The 21,986-nt window shown below is 35.1% G+C and carries 22 protein-coding genes; 20 read left to right on the top strand and 2 right to left on the bottom strand.

Annotation, left to right across the window (positions count from 1 at the left end; all coding sequences use genetic code 11):
• Window positions 1-60 precede the first annotated feature (60 nt).
• Window positions 61-489 (bottom strand): cupin domain-containing protein, encoded by a 429-nt coding sequence (locus tag GR162_RS17720; RefSeq protein WP_160783207.1) that lies wholly within the window; start codon window positions 487-489, stop codon window positions 61-63.
• A gap of 126 nt (window positions 490-615) precedes the next feature.
• On the opposite strand from GR162_RS17720, the gene GR162_RS17725 reads away from it, so the two are divergent.
• The 13 genes from GR162_RS17725 to GR162_RS17785 all read left to right on the top strand — a co-directional run bounded on the left by GR162_RS17725 (window position 616) and on the right by GR162_RS17785 (window position 13,457).
• The gene (locus GR162_RS17725) at window positions 616-843 is read left to right on the top strand and encodes a DUF2683 family protein (protein WP_160783208.1); all 228 of its coding nucleotides are present in this window, start codon (window positions 616-618) and stop codon (window positions 841-843) included.
• Window positions 833-1,132: a type II toxin-antitoxin system RelE/ParE family toxin gene (locus tag GR162_RS17730; RefSeq protein WP_160783209.1), complete on the top strand. Its 300-nt coding sequence runs from the start codon at window positions 833-835 to the stop codon at window positions 1,130-1,132. Before GR162_RS17725 ends, GR162_RS17730 begins: the two co-directional genes overlap by 11 nt.
• Before the next feature lie 196 nt (window positions 1,133-1,328).
• Window positions 1,329-2,252 carry an SMP-30/gluconolactonase/LRE family protein gene (locus tag GR162_RS17735; protein WP_202393964.1) on the top strand — a complete coding sequence of 308 codons (924 nt, stop codon included), beginning with the start codon at window positions 1,329-1,331 and terminating at the stop codon, window positions 2,250-2,252.
• A gap of 313 nt (window positions 2,253-2,565) precedes the next feature.
• Complete coding sequence (locus GR162_RS17740; protein ID WP_008467721.1) at window positions 2,566-3,159, top strand: TetR/AcrR family transcriptional regulator; 594 nt, start codon at window positions 2,566-2,568, stop codon at window positions 3,157-3,159.
• A 248-nt stretch (window positions 3,160-3,407) separates the two neighbouring features.
• Window positions 3,408-4,625, top strand: coding sequence for an efflux RND transporter periplasmic adaptor subunit (locus GR162_RS17745; protein ID WP_160783210.1), 1,218 nt, complete (start codon window positions 3,408-3,410; stop codon window positions 4,623-4,625).
• 12 nt (window positions 4,626-4,637) lie between these two features.
• Window positions 4,638-7,802 carry an efflux RND transporter permease subunit gene (locus GR162_RS17750; RefSeq protein ID WP_160783211.1) on the top strand — a complete coding sequence of 1,055 codons (3,165 nt, stop codon included), beginning with the start codon at window positions 4,638-4,640 and terminating at the stop codon, window positions 7,800-7,802.
• Window positions 7,803-8,129: 327 nt separating this feature from the next.
• The gene (locus tag GR162_RS17755; protein WP_160783212.1) at window positions 8,130-9,548 is read left to right on the top strand and encodes a TolC family protein; all 1,419 of its coding nucleotides are present in this window, start codon (window positions 8,130-8,132) and stop codon (window positions 9,546-9,548) included.
• Window positions 9,549-9,925: 377 nt separating this feature from the next.
• Window positions 9,926-10,531, top strand: a complete 606-nt coding sequence (locus GR162_RS17760; RefSeq protein ID WP_160783213.1) for a Crp/Fnr family transcriptional regulator — start codon at window positions 9,926-9,928, stop codon at window positions 10,529-10,531.
• A gap of 72 nt (window positions 10,532-10,603) precedes the next feature.
• On the top strand, window positions 10,604-11,335 hold the full coding sequence (locus tag GR162_RS17765; protein WP_160783214.1) for a GNAT family N-acetyltransferase: 732 nt from the start codon (window positions 10,604-10,606) through the stop codon (window positions 11,333-11,335).
• A gap of 333 nt (window positions 11,336-11,668) precedes the next feature.
• Window positions 11,669-12,049, top strand: coding sequence for a DoxX family protein (locus tag GR162_RS17770; protein WP_066034202.1), 381 nt, complete (start codon window positions 11,669-11,671; stop codon window positions 12,047-12,049).
• 13 nt (window positions 12,050-12,062) lie between these two features.
• Window positions 12,063-12,272, top strand: coding sequence for a hypothetical protein (locus GR162_RS17775; protein WP_160783215.1), 210 nt, complete (start codon window positions 12,063-12,065; stop codon window positions 12,270-12,272).
• Between the two features lie 180 nt (window positions 12,273-12,452).
• Complete coding sequence (locus GR162_RS17780; RefSeq protein WP_160783216.1) at window positions 12,453-12,962, top strand: DinB family protein; 510 nt, start codon at window positions 12,453-12,455, stop codon at window positions 12,960-12,962.
• Window positions 12,963-12,989: 27 nt separating this feature from the next.
• The gene (locus GR162_RS17785; protein ID WP_008467741.1) at window positions 12,990-13,457 is read left to right on the top strand and encodes a hypothetical protein; all 468 of its coding nucleotides are present in this window, start codon (window positions 12,990-12,992) and stop codon (window positions 13,455-13,457) included.
• A 159-nt stretch (window positions 13,458-13,616) separates the two neighbouring features.
• On the opposite strand, the gene GR162_RS17790 is transcribed toward GR162_RS17785, so the two are convergent.
• Complete coding sequence (locus GR162_RS17790; protein WP_160783217.1) at window positions 13,617-13,778, bottom strand: DUF1328 family protein; 162 nt, start codon at window positions 13,776-13,778, stop codon at window positions 13,617-13,619.
• A gap of 270 nt (window positions 13,779-14,048) precedes the next feature.
• Between GR162_RS17790 and GR162_RS17795 the strand changes: the two genes are divergently transcribed.
• From GR162_RS17795 to GR162_RS17825, 7 genes are all read left to right on the top strand, one after another.
• Window positions 14,049-15,107, top strand: coding sequence for a pesticidal protein Cry7Aa (locus GR162_RS17795; RefSeq protein WP_160783218.1), 1,059 nt, complete (start codon window positions 14,049-14,051; stop codon window positions 15,105-15,107).
• A complete protein-coding gene (locus GR162_RS17800; RefSeq protein ID WP_160783219.1) occupies window positions 15,088-17,358 on the top strand; it encodes a glycosyltransferase in 2,271 nt (756 codons plus the stop codon). The genes GR162_RS17795 and GR162_RS17800 overlap by 20 nt, the downstream gene beginning before the upstream one ends.
• 145 nt (window positions 17,359-17,503) lie before the next feature.
• Window positions 17,504-18,061 (top strand): TetR/AcrR family transcriptional regulator, encoded by a 558-nt coding sequence (locus tag GR162_RS17805; RefSeq protein WP_008467749.1) that lies wholly within the window; start codon window positions 17,504-17,506, stop codon window positions 18,059-18,061.
• Entirely contained in the window at window positions 18,061-19,305 is a 1,245-nt protein-coding gene (gene fabF, locus GR162_RS17810) for a beta-ketoacyl-ACP synthase II (protein ID WP_160783220.1), read from the top strand. Before GR162_RS17805 ends, fabF begins: the two co-directional genes overlap by 1 nt.
• Before the next feature lie 250 nt (window positions 19,306-19,555).
• Complete coding sequence (locus GR162_RS17815) at window positions 19,556-20,314, top strand: ABC transporter permease (protein WP_008467754.1); 759 nt, start codon at window positions 19,556-19,558, stop codon at window positions 20,312-20,314.
• Between the two features lie 4 nt (window positions 20,315-20,318).
• On the top strand, window positions 20,319-21,095 hold the full coding sequence (locus GR162_RS17820; RefSeq protein ID WP_370516257.1) for an ABC transporter ATP-binding protein: 777 nt from the start codon (window positions 20,319-20,321) through the stop codon (window positions 21,093-21,095).
• 22 nt (window positions 21,096-21,117) lie between these two features.
• A complete protein-coding gene (locus GR162_RS17825; protein ID WP_066034196.1) occupies window positions 21,118-21,948 on the top strand; it encodes an MlaD family protein in 831 nt (276 codons plus the stop codon).
• The last annotated feature ends 38 nt before the right edge of the window (window positions 21,949-21,986 follow it).

Raw genomic sequence — 21,986 nt, forward strand, 5'->3', positions numbered from 1 at the left:
TACCTCCAGCTAAAGCAGGAGGCTATTCAATTAATTAAAAATCTTTAAAACTTTTAATCATTATCTCAAATCCTTTTTAATAACCAAATACTTTAAATCTGTTTTACCTGCGTTGCTAATGCCGTGTTCAGCATTTGGCGGACAATAGAAACTGGTATTCGGACCAGCTGTAACGGTTTTTCCGTCAAGGAAAAATTCGGCTGTCCCTTCTAAAATATAGAAAAACTCTTCTTCGGGATGATGATGAGGCGCGTGCGTTGATTTGCCAGGTTCGACAATACTCATTTTTAGAGTGTTTTCTTGAGTGAAATCTTTATTGGCAAACCAGTATTGATAACCTACTTTGGTTTTGGTGGCATTTTTTATATCAAAATGATTGACACAGTTTTCGATCGTGTATTGCGGAGTCTCTTTTTTGGTTTCCTGACAGAAGGTCTTTTGGAAAAATAAAACAGCGGTTGTGGTTTTTAGGATAGTTAGCGTTTTCATTTTTTTTGTTGTAATGTTACGAAAAAATGCAATTTGACTTCCGAAAAAAGAAATAAATTATAGAGATTAACATGTAAATTAGACTTTTGTCTTAACTTTGTTCATTAACTTTAGTAAATCAATATCATGCAAGCAATTAACATCACAGCATATACAGAAGACGCTTCTCAAATAGAAGCTGTAAAAGCTTTTATGAAAGCACTAAAGATCAAATTTGAGATAGCAAATGTAAAACCATATGAGTTATCTGAAGAACAACAGAATATATTAAATGATCAAGTTATTTCAGATAAAAACCTTTACACTGATGCTGACTCTGTTTATACAGATTTAAAAAAGAAGTATGAATTATAAGATTATAGTTTCTCCAATTGCATTAAAAAATATTGAAGAAGCCCTAGAATATTATATTTTAAAAGTCAGCAAAAAAGTTGCCTTGGATTTTCTTAATGATTATAAAAAGATTTACAAAGCGTTACAGATAAATCCTTTTTATCAATTTCACGATACTAATTATCGTTATCTTCCATTTAAAAAATTTCCTTATGTGGCATTTTTCATTGTTGATGAATTATCAAAAACTGTATTTCTAAATGCTGTTTTTCATACTTCACAAAATCCACAAAAATATCCTGTAAAATAAGAATTATCGATCATCATTAAGGCTTCGAGTTTACTCAGGCTGACAAAATTTTGTAATTTCTTTTTGTTGTAATGTTACGAAAAATGCTTTTGAGAAATTGAAATTAAAATAAAATTCTAATTTCATTGCATTTAATATCAGAAATAAAAACTACTTTTAAAACCGCTTCAAAAGCAAGTTTTTAAACCTTTTTATAATGAACCCGCTCCAGCTTAAAATAAAATCACACTTTTTATTTCTTATTACAATAACTTTTACAAATTTTATATACGCTCAGACATCAAAGGAAAAAAGCAATTCCATAATAGCAAAAGGCGCAGTTCTCACCAAACTATCAGATCAATTCAGTTTTACAGAGGGACCTGCTACAGATAAAAAAGGAAATATCTATTTTACGGATCAGCCTAATAATAGGATCATGAAATGGTCAGTTAATGGCAAACTTTCTGTTTTTATGGAAAATGCAGGAAGAGCAAACGGTTTGTATTTTGATCACACAGGCAATCTTTTGGCTTGCGCCGATGAAAAAAATGAACTATGGAAAATAGATCAAAGCAAAAATTATACTGTAATACTAAATAACTTCGAAGGAAAAAGGCTGAATGGTCCTAATGATCTTTGGGTTGACCCAAAAGACGGGATCTATTTTACAGACCCTTTTTACCAAAGGGATTATTGGACACATAACTCCAAAGAAATAGAGAAAGAATGCGTTTACTATTTATCTCCGAATAAATCCAAAATTATCAACGTTGCCAATGACCTTGTAAAACCAAATGGCATTATTGGAACTTCGGATGGAAAAACCTTATACGTAGCCGACATAGGTGCTAATAAAACGTATTCTTATATAATCGAAAGCAACGGTTCTTTAGGCAAAAAAACGCTGTTTACCGAATCAGGATCAGATGGAATGACGATAGATGAGTTCGGAAATATTTACTTAACTGGAAACGGAGTTTCCGTATTCAATCCAAAAGGAGAAAAAATAGCCCATATTGATGTTCCTGAATCTTGGACAGCTAATGTTTGTTTTGGAGGGAAAAAATTTAAAACATTATTTATTACTGCTGGGAAAAGTGTTTATACGGTAGAAATGAACGTTCGAGGAATGAAATAATCGATAATCAGCACTATTATTTCTTTTGTTTATTTTAAACACTTTTTCTAAAATTTGATTGGAATTTAATTCTTCAGTGAGAAATTAGACTTTTTTTAAGAATAAAAAAACTTCAAAATCATCTTAATTAGGTTTAATTTTGGTTTAAAATGAAATTTACAAAAACACAAGACCTTTCAAAACACCTTATTTTACAAGTATTTTATAGTTCTCTATGACACAATAAGAAAATATTATGATAAAAATATTTTGAAATTCGAAAATCCGCCATACATTTGCCTAACAGTGTTAAACGATTTAATACTTGAATACAATGGCTAGCAAAGATCGAATTTTAAGACAAAAAGAAGAGACAAGAAATAATATTCTTGGCGCTGCTTATGATATCGTAAAAGATGAAGGCTGGAATGGTTTGAGTATGCGTAAAATTGCCGACAGAATCGAATATACTGCTCCTATTATTTATGAATATTTCTCGAATAAAGAAGCAATATTAGAAGAACTGACAGGCAAAGGTTTTATTAAACTGGCTAAAGAGTTGCAGACTGCAAAAGACAAGTTTGAAAAACCAGAAGATCAGTTAGAAGCCATGTGGATGACTTATTGGGATTTTGCTTTTACTAATACTGAAATGTATCAACTTATGTTTGGTGTTCAAATGACTTGCTGCGCACAGCGATGTTCGGCTCAGGAAGCACCTTACAAATTGTTTACTGGTGTCATTGCTGAAATTATGAAGGACAGCAATCCTAGTGAAGATATCATAAAACAAAAATATTTTACTTTCTTTTCTGTTATTCATGGTTTAATCGCCATCAACATCATTAACAAAAGTGATATTTTAGAAACCATAAATGCTCAGATTTTGAAGGATGCTATTACTGGTATCATCAAATCTATACAATAAAAAAAATTTTCAATTTTACTTAACAGTGTAAAATGATTTAAACGGGATAACATAGAATCCTTTTTTTTATAACTTTCGCTTAACACTGTTAGAAAATTTAATAAAGGTAATAAAAGCTCTTTTTTTAGACTTTTACTTAACAACGTTAGATAATTTAATACTGATTTAAAATAGAATTGGAAAGGCTTACTGTATGGAAATTTGCGCACATTTACTTAACAACGTTAGATAATTTAATTCAATTAAATATGAATCCCGAGAATGCCAGAATACCAAAGAATTTTATCCGAGAAAATGTTCAACCAATTAAAACCACAATGAAAATGAAAAATGTAATTATAACCAGTTTTATCCTGGCCTTAGTTTTAAGCAGCTGTGCCGACAAAAATCAGGCGCCTACTGCTCCACCCCCACCGGTTTTACCAGTATTGGCTATCACAAGTGCCAACACAACTACTGACTCTGAATATCCTGCTTCAATACAAGGAACTGTTGATGTTGAAATTCGCCCACAAGTGAGCGGAAACCTTGACAGAATTTATGTAGACGAAGGCGCATATGTAAACAAAGGACAAACTTTATTTAAGATTAATGAACGTCCGTATCGTGAGCAGTTAAACAATGCTTTGGCAAGTCTCCACGCAGCAGAAGCGGCTTTAATAAACGCTAATTTAGAAGTTGACAAATTGACTCCGTTAGTTCAGAACAAAGTAGTTTCTGATTATCAATTAAAAACAGCTAAAGCTTCTCAAAAAATTGCTGCTGCCAATATCGAACAAGCAAAAGCAATGGTAGGTTCTGCTAAAATTAATTTAGGATATACCAACGTAACAGCTCCAGTTAGTGGATACATTGGAAGATTGCCTAAAAAACAAGGAAGTTTAGTTTCTGCAACAGATGTTGAACCTTTAACTACTTTATCAGACGTTCACGAAGTATTTGCTTATTTCTCGCTAGGTGAAACTGATTTCATCAACTTTAAAGAGCAATATGCAGGAAGTTCATTAGGCGATAAAATCAAAAAATTACCTCCAGTTACTTTGATTTTAGCTGATAACAATGCTTACCCTCAAACTGGAAAAATCGATATGGTTGACGGTCAGTTTGATAAAACTACTGGTGCAATCACTATTAGAGCAACTTTCCCTAACAAAGGCGGCGTGTTACGTTCTGGAAACACAGGAAGAATCCGTTTAGGATTAAATCACGATGATGCGATTTTAGTTCCACAATCGGCTACAGTAGAAATGCAGGACAAAGTATTTGTTTTTACTGTAGGCAAAGACAACAAGGTAACTAAAATGCCTATAACTGTTGTAGGTAAAAGCGGCACTAATTATTTAATTAAAGAAGGTGTAAAAACCGGCGACCAAATCGTGTTAAGCGGTATTGACAAACTTCATGACGGGCAAGCGATTCAGCCTGAAAAATCAACTAAAGTTGCCCAAGTAACTAATCAAAAATAATTCTAAAACACAATGTTCAAAATATTTATACAAAGACCCGTACTGGCAACCGTAATTTCCATTTTATTGGTAATTCTGGGGGTACTGGGTTTAACTAAACTGCCTTTACAACAGTTTCCTGATATTGCGCCTCCATCGGTTCTGGTAACGGCGGTATATCCAGGAGCCAACGCAGAAACGGTTTTACGTTCTGTGGCTCCTTCTCTAGAAGAGTCTATAAATGGTGTAGAAAACATGACTTATATGAGTTCTACTGCCAGTAACGACGGTACTTTGGCTATTACGGTTTTCTTTAAACTGGGTACAGATGCCGATCAAGCTGCGGTAAACGTGCAAAACCGTGTGGCACAAGCAACTAGCCAATTGCCAGCCGAGGTTGTTCAGCAAGGTATTATTACCGCTAAACAGCAAAACAGTTTCATCATGGCTATTGGTATGTATACTGACGATGAAGCAAAATACGATCAAACCTTTGTTGCCAACTATGCACAAATTAATATCATTCCGGAATTAAAACGTATTCCAGGTGTAGGTTCTGCCAGTATTTTTGGTGGTGTAAAAGATTACTCTATGCGTGTTTGGCTGAATCCAACACAGATGTCAGCTTATAAAGTAACGCCAAGCGAAGTTATGGGCGCTATTCAGGACAAAAGTTTGGAAGCGGCTCCAGGTAAATTTGGAGAGCGAAGCAAAGAGGTTTTTGAATACGTTATTAAATACAAAGGAAAATTAACCAAACCAGAAGATTATGAAAATATTGCTATACGTTCTAATGCAGATGGCTCAGTACTTCGCTTAAAAGATGTAGCGAGAGTTGAACTTGGAGCTTACTCGTACAACAGTTTAACTCGTTTAAATGGTAAAAAAGGAATTGTAATTGGGGTTATCCAGTTAGCTGGATCTAACTCAAATGATATTCAGATTGCCATTAACAAAATGATGGAAAAAGCTTCTAAAGATTTTCCAAAAGGCATTAAACACAATATTTTCTATAGTACAAAAGTATCTTTAGACCAATCTATCGAACAGGTTGAACATACCTTAATTGAAGCTTTCATTTTAGTATTCATTGTGGTATTTATCTTCCTGCAAGATTTTAGATCAACATTAATCCCGGCCATTGCTGTACCTGTAGCAATTTTAGGAACGTTCTTCTTCATGCAGTTATTCGGATTTTCGATCAACCTTTTAACACTTTTCGCATTAATTCTGGCGATTGGTATTGTGGTCGATGATGCCATTGTGGTAGTCGAAGCGGTGCATGCGAAAATGGAGCACAAACGTTTGTCTCCAAAAATCGCCACCCATGAAGCAATGCACGAAATAACGGGTGCTATTATCTCGATTACGCTGGTAATGGCTGCTGTATTCCTGCCGGTTGGTTTTATGGAAGGCTCAACGGGAGTTTTCTATCGTCAGTTTGCCTTTACGATGGCAATTGCAATTGTAATTTCGGCTGTAAATGCCTTAACATTGAGTCCAGCGCTTGCTGCATTATTCTTAAAAGATAATCACGGAGCACACGATCACAATGAACCTTATCAGAAAAAAGGATTTAAAGAAAAATTCTTCAGTGCTTTCAACAGCAGTTTTGAATCACTTACCAATCGTTACGTTGGCGGAATTAAATTCTTAATCAGAAGAAAATGGTTGAGTTTAGGCGGATTAGCTTTAATTACTTTGGCAACAGTAGTGATGGTAAAAACAACTCCTTCTGGGTTTATTCCAACAGAAGATCAAGGATTTATTGCGATTGCTGTAAATACGCCATCTGGAACATCATTAGACGGAACTCAAAAAGTAATGACAGAAGCTGAGAATACTTTAAAAGCATTAGACGCTTCTCGATTTGTAACCGCAATTTCAGGTTTCAACTTGCTGACTAACTCTACGAGCCCATCTTCTGCAGTAGTTTTCGTATTGCTTAAACCAAACGAAGAACGTGGAGAAATAAAAAATATTGACGAAATCATGAATCAGGTTCGCGGTAAACTGGGATCTATTTCTGGAGGAAGTTTCTTCGTATTCAGTTTCCCAACCGTTCCAGGATTTAGTAACGTTGAAGCATTGGATTTAGTTCTGCAAGATAAAACAGGAGGAAAACTGGATAAATTCAGTGAAGTTTCTCAGAATTTTATCGGAGAATTAATGAAACGTCCTGAGATTGCCGTTGCCTTTACCTCTTTCAAAGCCGATTATCCACAATTGCAATTGGAAGTTAACGACGAAAAAGCAAATCAATTGGGTGTTAATGTAAAAGACATTTTACAAACGATGCAAGCGTACTTTGGTAGCGCACAAGCATCTGACTTTAACCGATTTGGTAAATATTACCGTGTAGTGGTTCAGGCAGATATTGAAGACAGAGCCGATCCGACTTCGATTGACAGAGTTTTTGTAAAAAACAAAACAGGCGAAATGGTGCCGATAAATACTTTAGTAAAACTGACTCGTATTTATGGTTCTGAAACCGCTTCTAGATATAATTTGTTTAACTCAATTTCAATTAATGCGATTCCGAAACCAGGATTTAGTTCAGGAGATGCCATTAAAGCTATTGAAGAAGTAGCAGCACAACAATTGCCTGCAGGTTACGGGTTTGAATTCTCGGGCCAAACGCGTGAGGAGATTTCGTCAGGAGGACAATCGGCAACTATATTCTTACTGTGTTTGATATTCGTTTATTTCTTACTTGCTGCACAGTACGAAAGTTACATTTTGCCTTTGGCAGTAATCTTGTCAATTCCTGCAGGTATTTTTGGAGTATTCGCTGCTATTGGTTTAACAGGAATTCAAAACAACATTTACGTACAAGTTGCACTTGTCATGCTGATCGGGCTTCTCGCTAAAAATGCCATTTTGATTGTGGAATTTGCAGCACAGCGAAGAAGATCAGGACAAGGATTAGTAGCAGCTTCAATTATGGCGGCAAAATTACGTTTGCGACCAATTATCATGACGTCTCTTGCTTTTGTGGTAGGATTAATACCAATGATGAGTGCCAAAGGTCCATCAGCACAAGGTAACCACTCCATCAGTATCGGGGCAGCTGGAGGGATGCTTTCAGGAGTAATTCTAGGTTTGTTCATCATCCCTGTCTTATTCATCATCTTCCAGCATTTACAAGAAAAAGTGAGCGGAAAACCAATCGCTGTAATTCATAACGAAGAAAAATAATAAATGGAAAACTATATCACAACCATACTTGTTGCCATCATATTTGGCATCGGATATATATCGTACAGAATCTCAAGAGATCTTGAAACTAGAAAAGATACTTGTACAGAAATTTAATCTGCTAGTGAGATTTAAAAAAATATATTTTAACACATAGAGACATAGAATTGTATGTCTAAAAGAGAGATTAGAAGAAACTAGTTTCAACACATAGCAAAACTATGTGCATTTAAAACAAGTGAAACGCCTTTCTAGAGCCCTCAAAAACTATGTCTCTATGTGTTTAAAAGAATAAACCCAACGGGTAGAAATTTAATAAAAAGACTAATGAAAAATCATATAACCAAAATCGTGACCTTCGCCATTCTGATCACGACTTTAATATCCTGTAAAGTCTCTAAGGATATTGAAACTCCAAAAGATGCATTTCCTGAGAATTTCAGGAATGCATCGGTTTCGAGTGATACAACCAGTATTGCCGATGTGGAGTGGAAAAATTTCTTTACAGAAAAAGATATTATCAAATTAATTGACAGCGCCGTTGCGAGAAACAACGACCTTCAGATTGCTGAAAAGAACATCGAAATTGCACAATACCGTTTTACACAGTCAAAATGGGGAAATGTGCCTCAGGTTAACTTATTTGTAAACGCAAGCACAAGTAATCCGTCAGACAATAGTTTTACAGGATTAAACTTAAATCAAGCCATTGGTGCTAAACATATTGACGACTATTCTGCTGGAGCTTCTCTTTCTTGGGAAGCTGATATTTGGGGAAAGATCAGAAACCAAAAGAAAGGGGCTTACGCAGGATATCTTCAATCTGAAGAAGTAAAAAAAGCATTGCAAACCAATATTGTGGCCAATGTTTCTAGAGGATATTATAATCTTTTGATGTTAGACGCACAATTGGATATTGCCAGACAAAATTTACGTTTAAATGATAGTACAACAAATATTATCAAATTAAAATACGATGCTGGTCAGGTAACCAATTTAGCGATTCAACAATCGGAAGCACAGAAATTAAACTCAGCACAATTGATTCCACTATTGGAACAAAATATTGCTATTCAGGAAAATGCTTTGAGTGTTTTAACAGGTTCTTTTCCGAATTCTAAAGAAAGAACGGTTCGTTTAAGCGCACTTGAAGTGAAACATAATACAGCAATCGGAATTCCTTCTGCCGTAGTAAGCAGAAGACCTGATGTAAAAAGTGCCGAATTGGCTCTTAAAGTCGCCAACGCAAATGTCGGTATCACGAAAGCGGATTTATACCCAGCTCTCAGAATTACGGCTCAAGGCGGCGTAAACTCTTTTGAAACCAGCAATTGGTTCAACATTCCGGCTTCTTTATTCGGAACTGTTGCAGGAGGTTTAACACAACCGCTTTTGAATAACAAAAGACTTAAAACGCAATATAATATTGCTTTAGCAGAAAGAGAAAAAGCCGTTTTAGCTTTTAGACAATCGGTTTTGGTTGCGGTAAGCGAAGTTTCTGATGCTTTGGTTAAAGTAGAAAAATTACAGCAGCAAGAAACTTTCTTGAAAGAAAAAGTAAAAACATTACAGCAGGCTATTAAAAATGCAAATCTTTTGTTCAAAAATGGTTTGGCAGAATATCTTGAAGTTTTAACAGCTCAAGCGAATCTTTTGCAAAGCGAATTGGAACTTGCTGATATTAAAAGACAACAGCTTACAGCCAATACAGATTTATACCGCGCTTTAGGCGGAGGCTGGAAATAATACCTCGTTACATTACCCGTTAATTATTTATTTTTTGAGATGAAAACGCTGTGGGACTTAGGTTTCATGGCGTTTTTTAGTTTTTTAACCGCAAAGGGCGCGAAGGTTTGCGCAAAGGACGCGAAAGTCTTTTTGAGTTTCTCGCAAAGACGCGAAGTCGCAAAGTTTTGTTTTTCATGCAGATTTAAAAAGATTATAGCAGATTTATGTAGATCTTTTATTTATTTTAAAAATAAATCTGCTTAAATCAGCAGAATCTGCGTGAAAGAAATACTAAAAAAACTTTGCGCCTCTGCGACTTTGCGAGAGCTATTAAACCAGCTTGCATCAAACAAAAAACTTATCTAATTTTAGTCTTTCGCAAAAGCAAAAATAAAATGACATCTGACCAACAGAAATACCTCAACAATCTAAAATTATATTTCGAAAGTTACGCTCCTATTTCTGAAAAGTCATGGAAGTTGATTGAAAACTTAACACATTTCCAGACCGTCAAAAAGGGGGAAATAGTATTAGAAAATGGGGAAATCTGCAAAAATCTTTATTTTATTGCAAAAGGAATTTTGCGAACTTTTATTACAGACGAACAGGGGAATTTCTATAACAAAAACCTTTTTCTTGAAAACAAACTGGCATGCTCTAAAGTTTCATCAATGCTGCAAACTCCTTCCGACTTTACGATCGAAGCTTTAGAAGATTGTATTTTAATCACTCTTAATTACAAAAAATATATCCAGTTGATTAGCGAAAATGACGATCTTAAGACCTTTTATATTGCCTATTTAGAGAAAAACTGGATTATCGAAAAAGAACAAAGAGAAGTGGCGCTAGTGATGCAGAATGCGACAGAAAGATATCTTACACTTCTCGAATCGCATCCAACAATCGCCGATCGGGTTCCGCTATTGCATATCGCTTCGCATTTAGGCATTACGCCAACGCAGTTAAGCCGAATCAGAAAAAGTCTGGAAAAAGATTCGTGAATCAACATATGTAAAGGCTTTTCTGAAAAACTGAATTTATCTTTGTTCTATAATAAAAACTCGGCATTAACAATGAATTCTATAAATCTCATTAAAGACAATATTGATAATTTGACCACTCTTTGGAAAACTGCTGCGGCGTCTCTCCTTTCTTATCATCAAAACGATTTTTTAGAATTTTCTCAAATCAAAAACTCTGGCTGGCCAAATAGATTATGGTTCCGAGAAGATATTACTGAAGATGATCTTTTGCAGATACAGGAAACTATTGAAAAGAACCCGGGATTAGTTGTTCCCTATTGGGATATTTTTGGAAGCAATTCGAATGAATTTTTTGAAAAAAATGGTTTTTCAATTCGTAATCAACTTGCGGCTATGGCTCTGAAACTAGATCAAAAGTTTACGCTTCAAAATAATCTTGCTTTCAAAAGAGTTTTAAATGAAGAAGATGCCAAAACTTGGTCTGACATTTATCCACTGTCTTTCAATTATGTAATCAGCAAAGAAACTTTGGTTGCTAATTACGAAAATGCAAAGTTTTATTTAGTTCATTTTGAAGAAAAACCAATAGGAACGCTTACTCTTTTTCAAACCGGCAAGATAATGGGAATTCACGGTGTCGGTGTTATCCCAGAAATGCGCAAAAGAGGCTATGCAGAAGAAATCATGAAATTTGCCATTAATGAAGCCATTGATGCCAATTGCGAATATGCGCAACTACAAGCTTCTGCGTTAGGAAAAGGCATTTATACGAGATTAGGTTTTGAGGATTTGTTTACGATTACGAATTATCAACTGAGTTAAATTCCAAATTTTAAAATCTAAATTCCAAACTTCCTCATTTTATGTCATCCTGACGAAGGAAGGATCACACTAGAAATTCCGCAAAGTAATTCCTGCCAATCTTTGTCGAGTCACTTGTGCGATCCTTCCTTCGTCAGGATGACATAACAAACACGAGTAAATCTAAACATAGTAAAAAACTCTGGACCTTTGTCACTTAGCATCTTTGTACCTCTCAAAAATCAATCTTGTCCCAAATGCCCCCAAAATAGTCATAAATAGGTATTTTGTAAAAAGATAAGAATAGTACATTTGTAATACATTAACTAATAATCTTTTAAAAACAAATACCCCATGAAGACAACCAAAATCATTTTCTGGACTACTACTATTTTAATCTTTTTATTTGAAGGCGTTATGCCGGCATTGACTTCGCAAACCGAATTAGCCAAAGAAGGAATCAAACATCTTGGTTATCCGGAATATTTCGGAAATGCATTAGTTGTGTTTAAAATCCTTGGCGTTTTAGCCTTGATTATTCCGCAAGTGCCTGGACGAATCAAAGAATGGGCTTATGCAGGATTTGCTTTTGATTTCATTTTTGCTTCCATAAGCCATTTTGCGGTTGACGGAATCGGTTTTCAAGGATTCTTTCCTTTAATTGTTTTTGCAGTTTTAATTATTTCTTATGTAACATATCACAGAATACAGCGTTATAAAAATATAGCGCTCTAAAAATCAAAACTTTATGATTGAAGTTTTTAAAACAAATGTTCAAGAAGAATCTCAATGCAATATCATCATTGAGAAGCTTCTTGAGCACTATCCCAACGGCTCGATCAACTTCGATTTAGAAGATTGCGACAAAATCCTCCGCATTCATGCACCCGCCATTTCGAATACAAAAATTATCGATATTGTAAATTCGCATGGTTACTTCTGCGAAGTGCTCCCTTAAAAATTAACACTCCTCAAATACTTGACTTATAGTATTTTAATATTTTTTATTGTATATTTGAAGGAGTATCATTTCCCCTAATTCTATAAATTTAATTTCGCCAGATCCTGTACTGAGGTTTTATTTAACCAATCGGTATACAGCAACTGTCGAATTTTTAATTTCTAAAATTAAAAAAAAATGAAAAGCGCGATTCAAAATACCATATTGGAAACCTATAGTAATTTAGGTGACTTACTTTCTTCTTTTTCGAAAGAAGAAATCAATATTGTTCCGTTTGAAGGAAGCTGGACAGCTGGACAAACTGTACGGCATACTATTCTAGCCTGCTCAGGTCTTACCATGCTATTTGCTGGAAAAACCGAAAAAACCCACAGAGAACCTGACGAAAATGTAAAAGGACTCGACTTCATCTTTTTAGATTATACCACTAAATACCAATCACCCGAAAACATAAAACCTCCTGCTATTGATTATGAAAAGGGCACTCTGCTGGCTTCTGTAAAAAAAATACAAAATGATTTGTTTGAAGCTGCAGAAATTTACGATTTAACGCTGACGTGCCTGGATGCTAAAGTACCTGGATTTGAACATTTCACGATTTACGAATGGCTTCATTTTGCCATTGTGCACACGCAGAGGCATACACAGCAGCTAAAATCGATTTACGAACATATTAAAAAACAATAGATCAGTATTTAACTCAAAACAATTTTTATGAGATCAAAAGTTAGAACCATTGTTTCATCTGGTTTAGTTGCAGGGACATTAGATATTACTGCCGCTATTTTGATTTATGCAGGGATACTCCATAAAACAACAGCCGAAAAAATTTTACAATCTATTGCAAGCGGAATTTTTAAAAAAGAGGCTTATACAGCAGGAACAGAAATGACTTTTGTGGGTTTGGGACTTCATTTCTTAATTGCTTTTATTTTTGCTTGGTTTTATTTTAAGATTTTCCCTTATATCCCATTTTTTAAAATAAACACTTTACTCTCGGGAGTTTCTTATGGCTTCTTTATTTGGGTTGTAATGAATCTTGTGGTTCTCCCCATCGTATTTCCAGTTTTACCAGAAAAAAAACTAGATTTTCCGCTATTGCTTTCTATACTTATTGTGATTTTTTGTGTAGGGATTCCGATAGCATTTATAACTCGGAAATATTATGCAAAATGGTACTAAGATTAAGGTTCAAAGGCTCATAGCTGCAAAGGTTTAAAGGCTTTGGCGCGAGACATAACTGTTAAAATATTGTTCGAAATAAAAAAGGGACAAAGGCACAAAGTTACAAAGATTAAAACCCTTGAACCTTTGCGACTATGAACCTTTGAACCTTAGAAATTAAACGTTTTTTCTTCCTGTAATTAATGATATGATAAATAGCACTAAAAAGATGAAGAATAAAACTTTTGCAATACCTGCGGCTCCAGCGGCAATTCCGCCAAACCCAAAAATTCCGGCTATAATAGCCAAAATGATAAATATAACTGTCCAACGTAACATAATATTTGATTTTTAAGTTCTTAATATGACTATTTTAAAAGCCTTTTTTGTTTATCTCAAAGTTCTTTTATTCCTACAAATCTTGTTAACTCAATACGCTTTATTATTATCTCAATAAAAACTGAAGCAATACTAGAACCTACGCGACTTTCACTATTATTTCCACGCCTTACAGAATTACCATGTTTACGCTTTTGAGTTAATTTTTTGATCGATTGGATTAATTGCCGCTTCTATCTCAAAGTAATTTTAGATAAAATTTATAAGGTAATGGAAGAAGCTAGGAAGCATGGCGTCATTTTAGAAAAAACAGATCGGACTTTTGAAGAATTAGGCGTTTTAAATCCTGCTATTTATCAAGACGGAAATACTGTACACATGTTTTACAGAGCTGCCAAAAAAGGAAATTTTTCAACCATTGGATATTGCCGTTTTGAAGGTCCGACCACATTGGTTGAAAGGAGCACTCAGCCGGTTTTTGTGCCCGATTACATTTATGAGATTCATGGTGTAGAAGATCCGAGAATCACTAAAATAGACGACAGGTTTTACATGACTTACGTTACTTATGATGGAATCAACGCTTGTGGCGCTTTGGCAGTTTCAAAAGATTTAAAAATTTTTAAGAAGAAGGGAATTATAACGCCAAAATTTATTCTTAACGAATTTACAAATCTTATTAGAAAGCATTTACAGAATCCGAGCATTGCAAAGATTTTAGCTTTTAATACAGAAAGAAATTATCCGCTTACGGAAACTATTAAAGAGAATCTGTTTGTATGGGATAAAAATGTGGTTCTTTTTCCGAAGAAATTCAATGGGAAATTTGTTGCCTTGCATCGCCTATTTCCATCCATTCAGATTTTTTCGTTTGAAAAGAAATCAGAACTGACGGAAGATTTTTGGAAAAACTATTTAAAAAATCTTCCCGATCATATTATAATGGAACCAAAATATGATTACGAAACAAGTCATATTGGTCCTGGAGCCCCGCCGATAGAAACAGCAGACGGCTGGCTTTTAATTTATCATGCTGCTGAAAGAAGAGAGAAAGGTTTGGTTTATCACGCCGCAGCCGTTTTACTGGATTTAGAAGATCCATCAAAAGTTATTGCAAGACTGCCCAAACCCATTATCACTCCTTCAGAATATTACGAAAGACATGGTTATGTCAATTATGTGGTTTTCCCGACAGGAACTGCCATTTTTGATGACCAACTATATATTTATTATGGCGCCGCCGATGATAAGATTGCGGTGGCATCTCTGAACCTTAACGAGTTATTAACCGAATTAAAAATGAACTCTCATGAAAACAATATCAAATAAATCAAAAATCGTTTTTTTATCTACTTTTCCGCCTACGCAATGCGGCATAGCAACCTATACTCAAGATACCATCAAAGGAATCACAGATGTTTACGGTAAATCTATCAAATGCGAAATATGTGAACTTGTTGATAAACCTAAAGACCAACCAACACAAGCATTTACCTTAAACACCAAAAATCGAGAAGAATATGCCAAAGTCGCTGAGGAAATTAATCAGGATGAAACTGTGAAATTAGTGCATATTCAGCATGAGTTTGGTTTGTTTTCAGGAAATTACGGAGACCATCTTTTAGATTTTTTAAATGTTATTAAAGCACCTGTTACCTATACTTTCCATAGTGTGATTCCGAATCCGAACGACGAATTGAGAACATTCGTAAGACTGCTTTTGAGCTATAGCAATTCGGTTTTTGTAATGACTAATAAATCTAAAGAAATACTAATCAACGACTACGACATCAATGAAGAAATAATTACTTGCGTACCTCATGGAACCCATATCGTTATATACGAAACTCCAGAACAGGCAAAAGAAAAGTTAGGAATTCAAGATAGGCTGGTTTTAGCTACTTTCGGACTTTTGGGCGAAGGTAAAAATATAGAGACAGGTTTACAGGCTTTGCCAAAAATTATAGAAAAAGCGCCAAATGCTTTGTATCTAATTATTGGCAAAACACACCCTAACTTAATTAAAGACGGAATTGACACGTATCGTGATAAATTGGAAGGTTTAGTTAACGAATTAAATCTTCAGAACAATGTTCGTTTTATCAATCAATATTTAGATACCGATCAGCTTTTAGAATATTTGAAAGCGACAGATATTTACATGTTTACCTCAAAAGACCCGAATCAGGCAGTGAGCGGCACCTTTGCTTACGCGATGAGCTGTGCGTGCCCGATTGTGGCCTCTAAAATTCCGCATACTAAAGAAGTTTTAACTGAAGATTCCGGAATTTTATGTGATATTGGAGATGCCGATCAATTTGCGTCAGCAGCAATTAAATTGATTGAGGATGAAAATTTAAGACACGAAATGGGAATCAATTCATTTACCAAAATGAGAGCTTCATCGTGGGAAAATGTTGCCATCACGCAAATGAATACTTATAAAAACCTGATCAAAAATCCTTCAGAAATCAAATACAGTTACCCTCCTATTCAGTTGAAACATATCAAAAAACTGACTACAGAATTAGGAATTATTCAGTTCAGTAAAATTTCTATACCGGATTTAGATTCTGGATATACTTTAGATGACAATGCAAGAGCTTTAATAGCGTTTTGCATGCATTATAAACTGACTCAAGACAAAGATGATCTCGCTTATATCTTAATTTATTTAGATTTCATTCAGCGCTGTCAGAAACCAAAAGGAGATTTTATCAATTATGTCGATAAGGAAAACCGCGAACATATTGAGCAAAATGCCGAAGTAAATCTTGAAGATTCAAATGCAAGAGCCATTTGGGCTCTAGGAACTGTTGTTTCTATGTCGGATATTCTCCCAGAAGCCATAACCAAAAAGGCAACCAAATGTTTATTGAATACCTTAAAATGGGCTGAAAATATCCAGTCGCCTCGTTCAATTGGTTTTGCTACCAAAGGACTGTATTTATACCATTCAACCATTCCGAATTTGTATGTTGCCGCCATCATCAATAAGCTAAATGCAAAATTGCTGGCGAATTACGAAGACACTGCCACAGAAGATTGGCAATGGTTTGAAAATTATCTGACGTATGGAAACAGCATTTTGCCAGAATCAATGCTTTACGCTTATTTAATTACCAATAAACCAGTTTACAAAAAAGTAGCATTGGACTCTTTAGATTTCTTGATTTCAAAAACCTTTATAAAAGGAACTTTCAAAGCTATTTCAAACCAAAGCTGGCATCACAAAGGTTCGGAACCGCATCAGTACGGCGAACAGCCAATTGATGTCACCTACACGATTCAGACTTTAAATGCATTTTATAACGCCTTTAAAACTCCAGAATACAAAAAGAAAATGAGAGTCGCATTTAACTGGTTTTTAGGAAAAAACCATTTGAACCAGATTATGTATAATCCCGTAAGCGGTGGTGGTTACGACGGGCTTGAGAAACATAATGTCAACCTAAATCAAGGTGCAGAATCTACAGTGTGCTATTTAACCGCAAGATTATTAATGGAAAAACTGGCCATGTCACAATCACGTGTCATCCCTTTAATGAAATCAAGAAGCGGCATTGCTATAAATTTATAACAAAAGAAATTGAAGCTAACCAAATACTTCATTTAAACCCTGAAAATCCCTTTCTTAATGAAAGGGATTTTTTGTTTATAAAATATACTGAAATAAATTTGCCTATCTACTAATAGGTAGTATCTTTGTCGTAAAAATTATCGCTATGACTACAAAAGAAAATATTATAGATAAAGCAGATCAATTTATTCGAGATAAAGGCTACAATGCGTTTAGCTTTAAAGATATATCTAATGATATAGGCATAAAAACGGCTTCTATTCATTATCATTTCCCAACAAAATCAGATCTTGGCGTAGCGACCATTAAGGAACATATTGCAAGATGTGAAGCTTTAAAGAAAAAAGTTGCCAATGAGTCTCCATTAGTAAAACTTCAAGCTTTCTTAGAGGTTCAGACACAAATTAAAAAGGAAAACAAGGTCTGTATAGTAGGATCATTAGCTACAGACTTAAATACACTGGACAATTCCATAAAAACAGAACTTCAGAAATTTGCCCAAATTGTAATCAATTGGCTAACTGAAATTTTAATCGAAGGAAAAGAACTTAACCAATTTGCCTATGAGATGTTACCAAGAACAAAAGCCATAATGATAATTACCAATATGGTCGCGATCGTCCAGCTATCAAGACTAACAAGCGACGATGATTTTGAATTGGTAAAAGAAACAATATTAACAGAATTAAGACCTAAGAAATAATGAAAAGAGTCGTCATAACAGGATTAGGGGCAGTAACTCCGATTGGAAATAGTGTTCAGGAATATTGGAATTCATTAATAAATGGAGTAAGCGGTGCCGCTCCAATTACAAGATTTGATACAACACATTTCAAAACTAAATTTGCATGTGAAGTTAAAAACTTTGATGCACAGCATATTTTCGAAAAAAATGAGATTAGGAAATACGATCTTTTTACACAGTATGCTCTGCATGCTACAGACGAAGCCATAAAAAATGCCAATATCAATTTTGAAAACTTAAATAAAAACAGAATTGGTGTAATATGGGGCTGCGGTGACGGAGGTATATCAACTTTTGAAGAACAATTTGGAGAATATAAACTAGGAAATGGATCTCCGCGATTTAGTCCTTTTTTTATTCCAAAAAGAATTGTTAATATAGCTTCGGGAGTTATTTCTATTAAATATGGTCTTCGAGGAGTAAATTACACTACAGCTGCGGCTTGTTCTGCGAGTAATACTGCCATCATAGATGCATTTAATTACATTCGCTGGGGCAAAGCCGATATGATTATTAGCGGCGGTTCTGAGGCTTCGGTTTCAGAATCTTCAATTGGAGGTTTCAATGCTTCAAAAGCATTGTCTACATTAAATGAAGATTACACCAAAGCTTCACGCCCTTTTGATATCACAAGAGATGGATTTGTTTTGGGCGAAGGGGCCGGAGTTGTTATCTTAGAAAGCTATGAACATGCTATAAAACGAAATGCAGTAATCCTAGCCGAAATTGTTGGTGGCGGATTAGCTGCCGATGCCTACCATTTAACAGGAACTCATCCTGAAGGTGAAGGTGCCGTTTTAGGAATGGAACTTGCTTTAGAGGAAGCTGGAATTACACCAAATCAAATTGATTACATTAACGCCCATGCAACTTCTACTCCAACTGGCGATTTAAGTGAACTTAAAGCTGTTGAAAAAGTATTTGGAATAAATCCAAACGCGAATATAAGTGCCACAAAATCAATGACTGGGCATTTACTTGGCGGTGCAGGAGCAATTGAAGCAATTGCCTGCATAAAATCTGTTCAAGAAAATATTGTACCACCAACTATAAACACTCAAAACGTAGAAGGAGATTTTGCAGACAAATTTAATCTAACTCTTGGAAAAGCACAATCGAGAGAAGTGAATTATGCAATGAGTAATACTTTTGGATTTGGTGGTCATGTAGCCAGTTCTATATTTAAAAAATTTACAGAATAATATTTAGCTAAAAAAGTATAAATCAATTTAGATCCCTTTCGTAATGAAAGGGATTTTTTTGTTTGGTCTCAAAACGTCGATTTATTTGAATTATTGCGTGTTTATGAAAATTATATAAGGCTTCAAAAAAGTTGTGTAATATATTTTAACAAGTATAGGGCTAACTTTCGTATAGAATTTAATGAGTTGAAAAAAACTGTTAAATAATTGATTTTCAAATTACATAATTCACACTAAAAACAAAACTATTTTGATTCTCAATATTAAAAATACATTCGCCGAAATTGGAGAGACAACTATATTCGCCAAAAGGTTCTTTAAGGAAGTTTTGATTCCGCCTTATGAGACCAAAGAGTTTCTCAGACAATGTTATGTCATTGGCTATAGATCTCTCCCACTCGTTGCTATCACAGGCTTTATTATGGGGCTGGTGCTTACGCTTCAATCACGCCCAACATTGGTGAAATTTGGTGCCGAATCTTGGCTTCCTGGAATGGTGGCGCTTTCTCTAATAAGAGAAATTGCTCCAGTAATCACTGCTTTGATTTGTGCAGGAAAAATTTCCTCTGGAATCGGTGCCGAACTAGGATCGATGAAAGTTACAGAACAGATTGACGCCATGGAAGTGTCAGCGGTAAATCCGTACAACTATTTGGTAGTGACCAGAGTTTTAGCCTGTACTTTGATGGTTCCTATTTTGGTGTTTTTTGCAGATGCCATTGGAATTATTGGCGGTTATGTAGGCATTAACATTCATGGCGATGTCAACTTTTACCGCTTTTTAACCCAGATTGTACAGTCTTTAGAATACTTAGATCTGCTTCCAGCCACTCTCAAAACTTTCTTCTTTGGATTTTTTATCGGAATTATTGGCTGTTACAAAGGTTTTAATGCTTCTAACGGAACAGAAAGCGTGGGACAAGCTGCCAATTCTGCTGTGGTGACAGCATCGTTGAGCATTTTTATTATCGATATGGTCGCTGTACAAATAACCGATTTATTCTTTTAAAATGATGAAGGAAAAATTACATAAAGAACCTAAAACAAAAGAAAAAGATCAGACTCCGATTATCGAGATTAAAGATCTGCATAAAACTTTTGGTAAAGATAATGCCGTTTTAAAAGGCGTAAATCTCACTTTGAATAAAGGCGAAGATTTAGTGGTTTTAGGACGTTCAGGCTCTGGAAAATCGGTTACCATAAAATGTATTGTGGGATTGATTGAACCAGACAAAGGCGAAATTAAAGTTTTTGATCAAAACGTTCTTAATATCTCAAAAAGCGAGCTGAATGAAATTAGAGTCCGAATCGGATTTTTGTTCCAAAGCGGAGCACTTTACGATTCGATGTCAGTTAGAGAAAATCTAGCTTTTACATTGACCAAACACAAACGCGATTTAAGCCCTGAAGAAGTTGAAAACGAAGTAATGGAAGCGCTAGAAAATGTGGGACTGGCAGATGCCGTAGATAAAATGCCGTCTGAACTTTCGGGTGGTATGAGAAAAAGAATTGGCTTGGCTCGCACTTTAATCTTAAAACCAGAAATCATTTTGTATGACGAACCCACAACGGGTTTGGACACTATAACATCAAGAGAAATAAGTGAATTGATTCTGGACATTAAACACAAACAAAAAACCTCTTCGATTATTATCACCCACGATATGGCCTGCGCAAAAATGACCGCCGACCGAATTGTGGTTTTAAAAGAGGGGGTGATTCACGCCGAAGGAACATACGAAGAATTAGAAAAAGACGAAGACGAATGGGTACGCTCATTTTTTGAATAAAGCAAAATAAATAATAGAAATCATGGAAAAGCAATCTGGATATACTTGGAAATTGGGAATGTTTGTAACGATAGGTTTACTGCTTTTTATAATGGCCGTATACTTTATCGGAAAGCAGCAAAACCTTTTCGGATCTACCTTTCATATCACTTCTCAATTTAAAACGGTAAGCGGTTTAGAAGTCGGAAACAATGTTCGTTTCTCTGGAATTAATGTGGGAACCGTAGAACAAATTCAGCTAAAAAATGACTCAACAGTCGTAGTGGTTTTAGTAATGAAAGAAGAAGTTCGAAAATTTATTAAAACCGATGCCACAGCCAGTATTGGTTCAGATGGTCTAATGGGCGACAAAGTGCTGACCATTTCACCCGGCGCCAAATCTAAAAAAGTTATCGAAGACAACGGACAGATTGCTTCTGTTGACGGAATTGAAATGCAGGATCTGATGAAAAGCGTGAAGAAAAGTGTAGATAATGTCGGTATCATTTCTGAGGAACTTGCCATTTTCAGCCACAGCATGAACAATGGGAACGGTGCTTTAGCAAGATTGGTGAAAGACGATAAAATGGCCAACAGCGTTTCGAATACGCTTTCTAATCTAGAAACTGGAACAAAAGGTTTCAGCGAAAATATGGAAGCTGCAAAAAGTAATTTCCTTTTTAGAGGTTACTTCAAGAAAAAAGAGAAGGAAAAAAAGGAGAAGGCTGAGGAAAGAAAAGAAAAACAAGAGGAAGCGAAAAAAGAGAAACAAGAAGCAAGACAAGAGAAGCAAGAGGAACAGGAAAAAGCTGCCAAGGAAAAGGAACAGAAAGAGAAAGAAGAACAGCAAAAACAGGAAGATGCCAAAAAATAATTCCAAATTTTAAGTTCCAAAATTCCAATTCTCATTTT

The organism is Flavobacterium sp. HBTb2-11-1, assembly GCF_009826975.1.
Classification (GTDB): domain Bacteria; phylum Bacteroidota; class Bacteroidia; order Flavobacteriales; family Flavobacteriaceae; genus Flavobacterium.

Excerpts from the sequence above, each read along its gene's own strand:
- GR162_RS17720 (WP_160783207.1), bottom strand. The coding sequence starts at position 489 with ATGAAAACGCTAACTATCCTAAAAACCACAACCGCTGTTTTATTTTTC.
- GR162_RS17725 (WP_160783208.1), top strand. The coding sequence starts at position 616 with ATGCAAGCAATTAACATCACAGCATATACAGAAGACGCTTCTCAAATA.
- GR162_RS17730 (WP_160783209.1), top strand. The coding sequence starts at position 833 with ATGAATTATAAGATTATAGTTTCTCCAATTGCATTAAAAAATATTGAA.
- GR162_RS17735 (WP_202393964.1), top strand. The coding sequence starts at position 1,329 with ATGAACCCGCTCCAGCTTAAAATAAAATCACACTTTTTATTTCTTATT.
- GR162_RS17740 (WP_008467721.1), top strand. The coding sequence starts at position 2,566 with ATGGCTAGCAAAGATCGAATTTTAAGACAAAAAGAAGAGACAAGAAAT.
- GR162_RS17745 (WP_160783210.1), top strand. The coding sequence starts at position 3,408 with ATGAATCCCGAGAATGCCAGAATACCAAAGAATTTTATCCGAGAAAAT.
- GR162_RS17750 (WP_160783211.1), top strand. The coding sequence starts at position 4,638 with ATGTTCAAAATATTTATACAAAGACCCGTACTGGCAACCGTAATTTCC.
- GR162_RS17755 (WP_160783212.1), top strand. The coding sequence starts at position 8,130 with ATGAAAAATCATATAACCAAAATCGTGACCTTCGCCATTCTGATCACG.
- GR162_RS17760 (WP_160783213.1), top strand. The coding sequence starts at position 9,926 with ATGACATCTGACCAACAGAAATACCTCAACAATCTAAAATTATATTTC.
- GR162_RS17765 (WP_160783214.1), top strand. The coding sequence starts at position 10,604 with ATGAATTCTATAAATCTCATTAAAGACAATATTGATAATTTGACCACT.
- GR162_RS17770 (WP_066034202.1), top strand. The coding sequence starts at position 11,669 with ATGAAGACAACCAAAATCATTTTCTGGACTACTACTATTTTAATCTTT.
- GR162_RS17775 (WP_160783215.1), top strand. The coding sequence starts at position 12,063 with ATGATTGAAGTTTTTAAAACAAATGTTCAAGAAGAATCTCAATGCAAT.
- GR162_RS17780 (WP_160783216.1), top strand. The coding sequence starts at position 12,453 with ATGAAAAGCGCGATTCAAAATACCATATTGGAAACCTATAGTAATTTA.
- GR162_RS17785 (WP_008467741.1), top strand. The coding sequence starts at position 12,990 with ATGAGATCAAAAGTTAGAACCATTGTTTCATCTGGTTTAGTTGCAGGG.
- GR162_RS17790 (WP_160783217.1), bottom strand. The coding sequence starts at position 13,778 with ATGTTACGTTGGACAGTTATATTTATCATTTTGGCTATTATAGCCGGA.
- GR162_RS17795 (WP_160783218.1), top strand. The coding sequence starts at position 14,049 with ATGGAAGAAGCTAGGAAGCATGGCGTCATTTTAGAAAAAACAGATCGG.
- GR162_RS17800 (WP_160783219.1), top strand. The coding sequence starts at position 15,088 with ATGAAAACAATATCAAATAAATCAAAAATCGTTTTTTTATCTACTTTT.
- GR162_RS17805 (WP_008467749.1), top strand. The coding sequence starts at position 17,504 with ATGACTACAAAAGAAAATATTATAGATAAAGCAGATCAATTTATTCGA.
- fabF (WP_160783220.1), top strand. The coding sequence starts at position 18,061 with ATGAAAAGAGTCGTCATAACAGGATTAGGGGCAGTAACTCCGATTGGA.
- GR162_RS17820 (WP_370516257.1), top strand. The coding sequence starts at position 20,319 with ATGAAGGAAAAATTACATAAAGAACCTAAAACAAAAGAAAAAGATCAG.
- GR162_RS17825 (WP_066034196.1), top strand. The coding sequence starts at position 21,118 with ATGGAAAAGCAATCTGGATATACTTGGAAATTGGGAATGTTTGTAACG.